This window comes from Prevotella sp. P5-126 (assembly GCF_002251185.1).
Taxonomy (GTDB): Bacteria; Bacteroidota; Bacteroidia; order Bacteroidales; family Bacteroidaceae; genus Prevotella.
The window spans coordinates 14,607-27,268 of record NZ_NPIZ01000098.1 but is presented as its reverse complement, the minus strand read 5'-3'; the positions used below and the strand labels follow the sequence as shown (position 1 = coordinate 27,268).

Sequence of the window (12,662 nt, the reverse complement as noted above, 5' to 3'; positions counted from 1 at the left end):
TGCAAAGTAACTACATTTCTTTCAGATGACCATCGTGTAGAGGTCTTTATTTTGTCGGTTTGCTATGTTTCTTTGACTTCTGTCAATTTCTGAAAGAAGGTGTATAACAAAAAAAGGCCCGTTTCCATGGAGGAAACGAGCCATATTTAGAATGAATAGACGGGTCTATTAGAGTTTTGGACCAGCAGCTACGAGAGCCTTACCAGCCTCGTTGCCCTCATACTTCTTGAAGTTCTTGATGAAGCGGGCTGCCAGATCCTCAGCCTTCTTGTTCCACTCTGCAGCGTCAGCGTAAGTGTCGCGTGGGTCGAGAATGTTGGTGTCAACACCCTCAAGCTGTGTGGGAACTTCGAAATCGAAGTAAGGAATCTTCTTGGTAGGAGCGTTCAGGATAGCGCCACCGAGGATAGCGTCGATGATACCACGAGTGTCGCGGATAGAGATACGCTTGCCAGTACCATTCCAACCAGTGTTTACGAGATAAGCCTTGGCACCGCTCTTCTCCATCTTCTTCACGAGCTCTTCAGCATACTTGGTAGGATGCAACTCGAGGAATGCCTGACCGAAGCAAGCAGAGAAGGTTGGAGTAGGCTCGGTGATACCGCGCTCTGTACCAGCCAACTTAGCGGTGAATCCGCTGAGGAAGTAGTACTTGGTCTGCTCAGGAGACAGGATAGATACTGGAGGCAGTACGCCGAATGCGTCGGCTGACAGGAAGATAACGTTCTTGGCAGCAGGACCTGCGCTACGACCGTTCACCTTCTTCACGATCTTCTCGATGTGCTCGATAGGATATGATACGCGGGTGTTCTCAGTTACGCTCTTGTCTGCGAAGTCGATCTTGCCGTCGGCAGCAACTGTTACGTTCTCGAGCAGAGCGTTGCGCTTGATAGCACCGTAGATATCGGGTTCGCTTTCTTTGTCGAGGTTGATAACCTTTGCATAGCAACCACCTTCGAGGTTGAATACGCCTTCGTCGTCCCATCCGTGCTCGTCGTCACCGATAAGCAGACGCTTAGGATCGGTAGAAAGAGTGGTCTTACCTGTACCAGAGAGACCGAAGAAGATTGCGGTGTTCTTACCTTCCATATCGGTATTGGCTGAGCAGTGCATAGAAGCAATGCCCTGGAGAGGCAGGAAGTAGTTCTGCATAGAGAACATACCCTTCTTCATCTCACCGCCGTACCATGTGTTGATGATGCACTGTTCGCGTGAAGTGGTGTTGAAGGCTACGCAAGTTTCTGAGTTGAGGCCGAGCTCTTTGAAGTTCTCAACCTTAGCCTTAGAGGCATTGTAGATAACGAAGTTAGGTTTGAAGTTCTCCAGTTCCTCTTTGGTAGGCTGGATGAACATGTTGGTAACAAAGTGTGCCTGCCATGCTACTTCAACGATGAAGCGTACAGCCAGACGTGTTGCCTCGTTGGCACCGCAGAAAGCATCAACTACGTAGAGCTGCTTGTTGCAGAGCTCCTTGATAGCGATATCCTTAACTTTTGCCCAAACCTCCTCGCTCATGGGGTGGTTGTCGTTCTTGTATTCTTCGGTGGTCCACCAAACCTTATTGTGGCTCTGTGCATCGTCAACGATGTACTTGTCCTTAGGAGAACGTCCGGTGTAGATACCAGTCTTTACGTTTACTGCGTTGAGCTCAGTGTTCTGACCTTTATCGAAACCAGTCAGTCCTGCCTTTGTCTCCTCTTCAAAGAGAAACTCATACGAAGGATTGTGAGCGATCACGGTTGAGCCTGTGATGCCATACTGTGTCAAATCTAACTTTGCCATAATAATGAAAAATATTTTAGTTTGAAATTACTATTATCCGTTTTACGGCGCAAAGTTACAAAGAATTCCGAATTTACTGGTCGGCTTTTAGTTTTTTTAGCGTTTAGATGAGCCATTTTTTGGTTAAAGTAGTTAAAAATGGGTGGTCTCGCAAATAATTGTCACGCTGACTTTGCAAAATTCCGCGAACATTTCTTATCTTTGCGGTCAAAAACCGAAGCAATCTATGAAAATTATCAATTTCGATGAAGAGAACAGCGTGATGCACCTCTATATGGCTGAATTGCGCGACAAGAATCATCAGCGCAACCGCCTGTTGTTCCGTAATAACATCAAGCGTGTGGGTGAGTTGATGGCTTATGAGATATCTAAGACGCTCGATTACAAGTTGAAATCTGTTACCACACCGTTGGGCATTTGTGATATTCAAGTGCCTAAAGATGAAATTGTTGTAGGTACTGTATTGCGTGCGGGCTTGCCTTTCCATGAAGGATTCCTTCAGGTGTTTGACCGTGCAGAGAATGCTTTTGTGTCTGCCTATCGCATGTACACCAACCGCGAGCATACCGAAGTGGGCGTTCATACCGAGTATATGGCATCGCCCAGCATTAAGGGCAAGACTTTGATACTTGTTGATCCGATGCTGGCTACAGGTGGTTCGATGGCTGCTGCCATTGAAGCGCTTTGCAAAACAGGTAAGCCTCGCAAGATACATATCGCCAGTGTGATAGCTACACAAGAGGGAATTGATACCATTCGTCCTGTGTTGCCCGACGATGCCACTGTTTGGTGTGCCGCCATTGATGGCGGAATGAATGAACACAAATATATCATTCCTGGTTTTGGCGACTGTGGCGACCTTTGCTACGGTGAGAAATTATAATCCTTTGGCACCATTGTCTGCATTGGACAATGGTGCTTCTATCTTATAATTTGGCGTGCTACGCAACCGATAGGTGCGTACTCATGGCATCGGCAGTATTGCCACACGTTGGGAGGTGTGGCAATACTGCTTACACCTATTATATAATTATAAGAATGGGGGTGGTGTGTAGTTTTGACGATTATTGGAATGGTAAGACAGTTTCATGTCAAGTATTGATGACCTCTGTGGACTTTATGTCAATGCAGCCGAACAGTTTGTGAGATTCGCAAAAAGTGAGAAGCGTGTACTTGAGTTCACCCAATCTGCCGATTTGTAATGATAGCTCCCGAAATCGTAGTAGAGCAAATCGTGGTCAATCCTGATAACTCCCGTTATAGTTACTTTGGTAACGGTTTCTCCTTGTAGGCTTTGTCAGGAAGAAGTGGTGGAGGTCGTGTATTCCTCTATGTTGCGCACAAGGTGCTCATGCTCAAAAAAATAACAATAATTTTGCAGTTTCAATTATTTATAGTAATTTTGCAATCGGTTAGCAGAGCGCTAACTAAGGGGTGCTACCTACTCGTAGAAGAGACGGAGGCTGAGAACATACCCATAGAACCTGTACAGGTAATGCTGTCGTAGGAATTTTCCTTGGACTACGTTCTTTCCCCCTTTATATAGTTTAAGGTTTATAACAAACATTCAATGAAAAGATTAAACAGGATTGCATTCAGTGTGGTGTGCTGTGTTTTTGCCAGTCAAGCCGTATGGGCACAAGCCACAATCGACACCGTCAAGGTGCACCAGCTGAATGAGGTAGTAGTAAAAGGTGTACGTGCAGCCAAGGAAGCTCCTTATGCCGTAGCCAACATTAAGAAATCAGAACTCCAGCAATTTTCTCGTACAGGAAAGGAACTCCCATTCCTCCTTTCGCGCACACCCGGCATCCTTGCATGGGGTGAGAATGGATTGGGCACTGGTACCAGCTATATGCGTATTCGTGGTGCTGCAGGTAGCCGCATCAATGTCACCCTCGATGGTGTAGCCCTTAACTCTCCTGAGGATCAGACCGTGTTCTGGGCCAATATGAACAGCTATGCCGCTCTTTTGGGTAGTGTGCAGATTCAGCGTGGTGTTGGTTCATCTACCAATGGTGATGGAGCCTTTGGTGGTAGCATCTCTATGGCTACTGCTTTCCCATCGCTTATCCCTACCGCAGAGGTGACAGGTTCGTTTGGTAGCTTCAACACCTATAATACAGGTGTCAGCTTCTCAACAGGTTTGTTGGGCAAACACCTGATCTTCGACGGTGCCTATCATGAGACCGCTACCGATGGCTATATCGATGGAACATCAGGACGATCAGGTTCTTACTATGGTGGACTGACATGGCTTGCTGACAATTTCAAGGTGAGCTACAAGAATATCGGCAACTTTGAAAAGACCGGCCAGGCATGGAGTGGTGTGCTCGCCAGCGACTATGACACCAACTTCACGTTGATGAGCGATGGTATCTATACCTATAAGGATATGGATGCTGCTGGTCTCGGGAAGTTCAATATCCTGACAGCAGGATTGGTGCGCAACGGCAAGGGCGACTATACCATCGTGCCTTACACCATGCGTGATGGTAGTCTTTGGAACAAGACCACCGACAATTTCTATCAGAACCACAATATCCTTTCTGCTGTTTGGACTCCCAACGACCATTGGAGTCACAACTTTGCCGTACACTACACCTATGGTTATGGCTACTACAACGAGTTCAAGAGCCAGTCGAAATTTGCTAAGTTTGGTCTCACCTTCTATGATGCAGACGGCAATTTCGTAAAGCGTTCCGACTTTGTGCGCAAGAAGGGGCTGACCCAGCACACCTATGGCATCGTGTATAACACCAACTACAAGGATGAACACTGGGATGTTATTGGCGGATTGAACCTTCAGCAGTTCCGTGGCAACCACTGGGGCTATCTCACCTATATTGCCAATCAGGCAGCAGAAAACCAGTTCTTGGGCAGCAATGGTCAGTATAAATACTATGATTCTGATGCCCATAAGTATGACTATAGCGCCTTTGTTAAGGCCAACTATCGTTTTGCCGACAACTGGAATGTATTTGCCGATTTGCAGTTCCGTCGTGTAGAATACAAGACCGATGGTGTCAACGATAAATTTGTGGAGCAGGCTGACGGTACCTATAAGAACCAAGTATTGGACATCAACGAGAAGTTCAATTTCTTCAATCCCAAGGCAGGTATCAGCTATACCAACAATGGTCATAAGGCCTATGCTTCTGTAGCTTACAGTAATCGCGAACCTGAGCGCAACAACTATACCGACAACTACAACTATCCATTCCCAGAGCAAGAGAAGTTGCTCGACGTAGAGTTTGGCTATCAGTATCAGGGCAGCAACTGGCATGCCGGTGCCAATTTCTACTATATGGGTTATGACAACCAGTTGGTACAGACCGGTCAGCTGAGCGACATCGGTGAGGCACTCACCACCAATGTGAAAGACTCCTATCGTATGGGCGTAGAGCTCACAGCAGGATGGGCACCCTTGTCATGGATGTCGTTGGAAGGAAATGCCAGTCTGAGCAAGAACAAGATCAAGGATTTCGACGAGTATGTAGATAACTGGGACGGTGATCCATTGAAGATCCACTACGACAATTCAACCTTGTCATTCTCACCTTCTGCCATCCTCAACGGCTTCATCGACCTCCACTATGCAGGATTCTCTGCCACATGGCATACCAATTTCGTCAGCAGTCAGTATCTCGACAACTCTGAGAGCAAAGACCGTTCACTGCCTTGCTATTCACAGAGCGACCTCAGCATCAACTATGGTTCAAAGGTTACCAAGGCATGTGGTATCAAGTATGTGACCATCGGTTTCGATATCAACAATATCTTCGGTCGTTGCTATGCTCCTTCTGGTTTCGTATGGTACAATGCTGTTAGCGAGAGTGCCGGCTATACCAAGGATCATCGTCTGAGTGCCATCAGCTATATTCCTATGGCAGGCACAACCTTCATGACCCATCTGACATTGAAATTCTAATCATGTACGACTATATTGCCCTACATGGGCTTGACATACTGACCACGATACTCGGCTTGATATATATCTGGCTGGAGTATCGGGCCAGTATTTTTCTTTGGATAGTAGGCATCGTGATGCCCGCCCTCGATATCTGGCTCTATTGGCAGCACGGACTCTATGGTGATGCAGGAATGGCTACCTATTATACTTTGGCAGCAGTCTATGGCTATATCGTATGGAAATGGGGACACGGCGAGAAGCGTACGCTTCCCATCAGTCACATGCCCCTACGCCTTTATCTGCCAGTCACGGTGTTCTTCTTTGTAGCGTGGGGAGCTACCTATTATATACTCATCACCTGGACAAATTCTACCGTTCCTGTACTCGATGCCTTCACCAATGCGCTGAGTTTTGTGGGCCTATGGGCATTGGCACGCAAATATATGGAGCAATGGTTCTTTTGGATTGCAGTCGATGTGGTATGCACGTTCCTCTATGTCACCAAAGGCATTCCCTTTAAGGCAGGACTCTATGGACTCTATGTTGTGATTGCCGTAGCAGGATGGTTTAAGTGGCGTCAACTGATGCATCGCCAGAATCATCAAGACCAGCAGTCACCCTCAACCTCAGAAGCATGATGATGTCGCAATTCCTCTTTCGTCCTGATGCCGTTATCCTTGCCAATGGTGTGTTTCCCACCCATGCCATACCGCTCGGAGTGCTTCGTTCTGCTCCCCATGTGGTTTGTTGCGACGGATCTATTGCCCATTGGCCCGATGCTGATGTTGTAGTGGGCGATGGTGACAGCATTCCTTCGCAGTATCGCTCACGGTTGGCACGGATTACCGAACAGGAAGACAACGACCTCACTAAAGCCACACGCTATTGCTTGGACCACTATCAGTCCTCCATCAGTAATCATTGCCGTTTACGCTTAGCCTATCTTGGTGCTACTGGAATGCGTGAAGACCATACCCTTGGCAATATCGCCTTGATGATGCGTTATTACCGTCAGATGAATATCGAACCCCTGATGTTGACCGATTATGGATGGTTTGTTGCAGCAGAAGGTCGTCAAACCTTTGATAGTTTCGCAGGCCAGCAGGTCAGTATCTTCAGTTTCAATACCACTCGACTCACGTCAGAAGGCCTTCGTTGGTCTGCCTATTCCTATGAAGAACTGTGGCAAGGCACGCTCAACGAATCCTTAGGAGCCCGTTTTACCCTTGATGCCGATGGTTGCTATTTGGTATATCGCACTTATGATGCCAAATAGATAGAATGACGGCAAATATACCTTAAAAATCACTAAAAATCCAGTCTTATTCGGTCTTTTACAGAATAAGTGACTATCTTTGCAATATCTTAAAAAAACAGGTAAAAAACAGATAGAATAATGAAGAAATTAGTATTTCTGTCAGCAGTGGCAGTTGCCACACTGACATCGTGTGGTGGAAAGCTTGGAGAATTGTCTGCCGACAACTTCAAGGTAGTACCCAATCCGTTGGTTGCCGAGTCGGGTCAGGTACCTGCAACAATCAATGGTATGTTCCCTGAGAAGTATATGGCCAAGAAAGCTGTGGTTACCGTAACACCGGAACTGCGCTTCACCGACAATGGCGTAGAGACTGCCGTTAAGGGACAGAGTGCAACATTCCAGGGCGAAAAGGTGTTGGGTAACGATCAGTCCATCTCCTATAAGGTAGGCGGCCACTATACCATGAAAGCCAATTTCGCTTATCAGCCTGCCATGCAGAAGAGCGACCTCTATCTCACTTTCAACGCACGCGTTGGTAAGAAAGAGGTGCAAGTACCTGCTGTCAAGGTTGCAACAGGTGTGATTGCCACCAGCGAACTCTATCGTTCTACCATTACCAGTGCTAATCCCTGCACATCGCAGGATGCATTCCAGCGTGTCAACGAACAGAAGTTTGATGCTACTATCAAGTTCCTCATCCAGCAGGCTGAACTTCGCAAGAGCGAGTTGAAGAGCAATTCCGTACAGGAGTTCACCAGTCTGCTCAAGCGCATTGCACAGGATCAGGAAGGTCTCAATATCAATAATGTAGAAATCTCAGCCTATGCTTCGCCCGATGGTGGTGTGTCTCTCAACGAGAAGCTCGCCAACAAGCGTCAGAAGAACACCGAGTCATACGTGAAGAAACAGATGAAGGCTGCCAAGATCGACGCCAACCTCTCTTCACAATATACCGCACAGGACTGGGAAGGTTTCCAGGAGTTGGTTAAAGCCAGCAACATTCAAGACAAGGATGTTATCCTCCGCGTTCTCTCTATGTATCAGGACCCACAGGAGCGTGAGCAGCAGATTAAGAACATGAGTCAGGGTTTCCGCGAATTGGCAGACGGCATTCTGCCCGAACTGCGTCGTGCCCGCATGACCATCAACTATGAGACAATCGGTCGCGATGACGATCAGATTTTCGCTCAGTATAAGGAAGATGCTTCTAAGCTCAGCGTTGAGGAACTGCTCTATGCAGCATCTATCGCCGATACCGATGCACAGCGTGAGGACATTCTCAAAACCACAACCAACCTCTATCGTGAGGACAGCCGCGCTTACAACAACCTCGCCGTACTGGCTATGCAGAAGGGCAACAATGCCGAGGCACAGAAATATCTGAGCATGGCACGTACCCTCGATGCTAAGAATGCTGAGGCCAATGCCAACATGGGTCTGCTGGCTCTGCAGCAGGGTGATGCTAAGACCGCAGAGGATTATATCTCACGTGCAGCCGGTGCCAACAATCTGGCAGAGGCTCTGGGTAACCTGCATCTGGCACAGGGCAACTACGCTCTGGCACAGCAAGACTTCGCCGGTGTAAACTCTAACAGCGCTGCTCTGGCACAGTTGCTCAATAAAGACTACGCCCGTGCCACTCAGACACTGGCTAACGTGAAGAATCCCGACGCTATGACCGACTATCTCAACGCCATTGTCAATGCACGTCAGGGCAACAACGACGCAGCAGCTTCTTATCTGCGCAGCGCCATCCAGAAAGATCCCAAACTGGCTCAGTATGCTGCCAACGACTTGGAGCTGAGCAAGGTTAGCAAATAAAGAATGAGAAAAATTCTTGGATATATTTCGTTCGTCTTGATTCTCGTTTCGTGTGGCATCAGCGGTAACAAATTCCGTCTTGAGGGCCGACTCAGAAACCTGAATCAAGGCGAATTCTATGTGTATAGTCCCGATGGAGGCATGACGGGTACCGATACCATCAAGGTGCGCGACGGACGTTTCTCTTACGAGAAAGCCGTGCAGGGCGACTATACCTTTATCATCATCTTCCCCAACTATAGCGAACTGCCCGTGTTTGCCACTCCTGGCACTTCGCTCAATATCAAAGGCGACGCCACCCATCTGAAGGAGATTACGGTGAAAGGGTCTAAGATCAACGAGCAGTTCACCGATCTGCGTTCACAACTCAACCGCCTCACACCGCCTGAAGAGCGTAAAGAGGTGGCAGACTATATCCGTAAGCATCCCGAATCGCCCATTAGCACTTATCTGCTCAATCGCTATTTTGTCTTGACCATAGATGCCGATTTCGACCAAGCCGCCCAATTGGCAGCAGTGATGTTGAAGGCGCAACCCAACAATGCACGGTTGCTCACGCTGCGCCGCCAACTCGATGTACTGAAGAAGAGCCGTCAGGGTGCTGTCCTCCCTTCGTTTACCGCTACCGATCTTAAAGGTCGTCCCGTATCGAAAGCACAGCTCAATGGTAAGGTCAATGTGGTCAATGTCTGGGCAACATGGAGTTATCAGAGTGGTGACATACAGCGCCGTTTGCAGAAGCTCCAGAAGACCTACGGTTCAAAACTCGCCGTGGTGACACTCTGTCTCGATGGCAATATCAAAGACGTGCGCCACCGTGTAGATCGCGACTCCATCCCATGGCCTGTAGTGTGCGATGGTAAGATGTTCCATTCTCCCATGGCAACCCAGTTGGGCATATCCGCAGTCCCCGCCATGATTGTTGCCGACAATAGCGGACGTATAGTGGCACGCGACTTAGAGCCCGAAAAGGTGGAACAGGAATTGGAGAGAAGATTGAAGTGAAGACTATGTGATTGTTGGGTGAAAAAATCAATATGGATATTGTTCATCAGTCTATGTAATATTAGTTGTCTTTTTTTAATTTATAGGACTATGAAAAGAATTTTATTTGTATTGCTGACCATGGTTGCCACACTTTCATTTAGAGAATTATTGATGATAGAAGCATAAACTTTATAGAAACCATCGTTTGATAATAAGAGTGTTTGTATTAAGCCAAATGAGCAGAATTAAGCTTGCTTAAATTTTGCCATGGCGAGAGAAAGTGACATAAAATGGAAGGTTCGTTTGATATGGTCAGACGAACCTCTTTCTCTATATACGCGCGTACGCCTACGCGCACGCGATTTCGCACAAATCGACCACTCGACCACCATGACGGTATAACATCAAGCGAAACAGAATGTTATGCGGTGGTCGAATGCTTTTCTTTCAGGTGTTTTCGACCACACTTCGACCACCGGATTTCCATCTCTCATAACCATGAAACTGCTAAACGACCCACGTATATCAATGTATAAATAGGGTTAGTGAGGTTTATCAGCACTTTTTCAAACCTTGATAATATTTTTATCCAACGATGGATAACACCTTTATCCAATATTGGATAACACCTTTATCAAACGTTGGATAATACTTTTATCAAACGTTGGATAACATCTTTATCAAACGTTGGATAATATTCTTATCAAACATTGAAAAGACCTTTTTCAATCGTTAGACAATACCCTTGCTAAACGTTAGACAATACCCTTGCTAAACGTTGGGCAATACTTTTGCCAAGCATCTAAAACTCCTTGCCAAAACGTTATCAAAAAAAAAACAATCCATTTTATTGCTGAGCGACATTATATTTCTTTTGCAATTTACTCTGTAATTTTATCACCATTGTAGTTCTAAAATTGAAAAATTGTTGTATCTTTGCAGAAAATTAAACCAATGATAGTAAATAGGAAATGATAATACACCACATGAGTATGCTGAAAAGAACGATAGCGTTTATATTTTTTCTGTCAATCATAACCATATCCAGTGTTCAAGCACAGTCACAAGAGGCGCAAAGCAAGAAAGAAGTGCTCGTATTGAGTTCTTATTTCCAGGGATATGCATGGGCGGAAAACCTCGCCAGTGCCGTAGTTTCACGTTATGCAGTCAACAGACGGTTGACGGTAGAAGTGGAATTTCTTGACCTTGTAGCCCAGCGCGACAGCGTATTGATGCGGGAAAAAGCCGAATCTATCATGAACACCAATGATGCCACAGGCAAGGAAATAGTCATTCTGATAGGTGAGGAAGCATGGATTATGTATCGCACATTCATGAAAGGCGCATGGAAAGAGGTGCCTTGCGTTGCTGTTTTCTCTGGCGAATACACCTTCAGTGCCAAGGACTATGACAGTGGTAAGGAGTGTGTGGAAAGTATGAAGATACCACTGGAAGAGTCGCGTCGCGGCTTCAATGCCGCACTCATCACCGATCCCTATTCTATACACGAGACCATTGAATTGGCTTTACAACTCAAACCGAATACCAAGAATCTTGCCCTTGTCACTAATTCATGGCAGATAGGCTATCTTTCAAGATATAAAACGCGAAAAGTGTTGGAGCAATACCATCCCGACATCAATTTCATCGACCTCAACAATAGGCAGATGACTACTGCCGAGTTGCAAAACCGACTGATGACACTGCCCAAAAACACAACAGTAATCTTCGATTCGTGGATCAGTCAGAACCAGAATGCCACCCGTGCATTATATCCCGACAATGCCATGCGACAGATTGTGGGCCAGTTGACTGGCGATGCCGCTTTCGGACTTTACGATTTGGGCATCAGAGATGGCGCATTGGCAGGAGGCGTATATCCCACTTCCGACGAATTCATAGAGAAGTTGCAAGAAGTGCTTTCGAAGATAGAGAACGGCACACAACCCAAGGATATTCCTCTGATACAGCTCGACAATGCCAAACGATACCTCAATTACAACACGCTGAAAGCCTACGGAATACCCGAAGAACTCTATCCCGCTGATGCCGTTTACTACGGCAAACCCGTGAGTTTCTTAGAGCGCAACAAGGTGTATGTCATTATTGGCCTCATCATTATGGCATTCTTCCTGATAGTGTTATTCACCATAGCTGTCGTTGAAAGCAAACTCAAGAAGAAAACCAAAGAACTGCTTGTCCTTACCAAAGAGAACGAAGCCGGCAAGACCCGCTTCATAGCCAATATGGGCAAACTCATCCGCAATCCGCTCCATGTCATCCAGATGTCTATCGACATGATTGATACGAACCATCTGAGCGAAGACGAGCGCAGGATGATGAAAATCATAGCCAACAACAAAACGCAGCTCATCAACCTCTTCGACGACATCATCGACCTCGGAAAGGCTGGTCTGAACGACTTCCAGTTGTATAGTGCCAATGTCAATGTGGAGACAACACTGTCAGATATCCACGAAACACAAGAGCAGTGTAACAACCTTGAGTTTACGCTGATACCTGCCGGACGGGAGCATTATGTCTATGCTGATCCCAAGCGTCTTTCGCAAGTACTGACATACGCCATACTCAATGCCGACTGTCGTAAGACCGAAGGGCAGGTGGAAGTGAAATGTGAGGGCGATGGCAAGCAGGTGAAAATCTGGGTGATGGCACATGCCAACTTCCAAGATAAAGACAAAACCGAACTGTTTGATGCCTTCAACGACAGGCAGCCCTGTGCACAGAGTGACCGAAGCAATCTCGAACTGCCCCTGTGCCACAAAATCATGGAAGCCATGGGTGGCACTATCACGCTGCAGAAACTTACCGACGGCAAATGGGCATTCCTCATAGAAATGAGCGAAAGTTCTCCGCTTAAGAGCAAGTAATCGAGGGTTT

Annotated in this window: 8 protein-coding genes and 1 riboswitch; of the genes, 7 read left to right on the top strand and 1 reads right to left on the bottom strand. The window is 46.8% G+C overall.

All coding sequences use genetic code 11. From position 1 onward, the window contains the following. Positions 1–168 precede the first annotated feature (168 nt). Positions 169–1,782, bottom strand: a complete 1,614-nt coding sequence (pckA, locus tag CIK90_RS11295) for a phosphoenolpyruvate carboxykinase (ATP) (protein WP_094389865.1) — start codon at positions 1,780–1,782, stop codon at positions 169–171. A gap of 226 nt (positions 1,783–2,008) precedes the next feature. On the opposite strand from pckA, the gene upp reads away from it, so the two are divergent. The 7 genes from upp to CIK90_RS11260 all read left to right on the top strand — a co-directional run bounded on the left by upp (position 2,009) and on the right by CIK90_RS11260 (position 12,652). Then, entirely contained in the window at positions 2,009–2,665 is a 657-nt protein-coding gene (upp, locus tag CIK90_RS11290) for a uracil phosphoribosyltransferase (protein ID WP_094465473.1), read from the top strand. 537 nt (positions 2,666–3,202) lie between these two features. After that, a riboswitch (TPP riboswitch) is annotated at positions 3,203–3,309 on the top strand. A 43-nt stretch (positions 3,310–3,352) separates the two neighbouring features. Continuing rightward, positions 3,353–5,713, top strand: coding sequence for a TonB-dependent receptor (locus tag CIK90_RS11285; protein WP_094434030.1), 2,361 nt, complete (start codon positions 3,353–3,355; stop codon positions 5,711–5,713). 2 nt (positions 5,714–5,715) lie between these two features. Further along, positions 5,716–6,333, top strand: coding sequence for a nicotinamide riboside transporter PnuC (pnuC, locus tag CIK90_RS11280; protein ID WP_094465471.1), 618 nt, complete (start codon positions 5,716–5,718; stop codon positions 6,331–6,333). Then, positions 6,267–6,971, top strand: coding sequence for a thiamine diphosphokinase (locus tag CIK90_RS11275; protein WP_254046341.1), 705 nt, complete (start codon positions 6,267–6,269; stop codon positions 6,969–6,971). Before pnuC ends, CIK90_RS11275 begins: the two co-directional genes overlap by 67 nt. Before the next feature lie 120 nt (positions 6,972–7,091). Next, the gene (locus tag CIK90_RS11270) at positions 7,092–8,774 is read left to right on the top strand and encodes a lipopolysaccharide assembly protein LapB (RefSeq protein WP_173849345.1); all 1,683 of its coding nucleotides are present in this window, start codon (positions 7,092–7,094) and stop codon (positions 8,772–8,774) included. Positions 8,775–8,777: 3 nt separating this feature from the next. Beyond that, a complete protein-coding gene (locus tag CIK90_RS11265; RefSeq protein WP_094447024.1) occupies positions 8,778–9,779 on the top strand; it encodes a TlpA disulfide reductase family protein in 1,002 nt (333 codons plus the stop codon). A gap of 974 nt (positions 9,780–10,753) precedes the next feature. Then, positions 10,754–12,652 (top strand): HAMP domain-containing sensor histidine kinase, encoded by a 1,899-nt coding sequence (locus tag CIK90_RS11260; protein ID WP_144007273.1) that lies wholly within the window; start codon positions 10,754–10,756, stop codon positions 12,650–12,652. Positions 12,653–12,662: the final 10 nt, after the last annotated feature.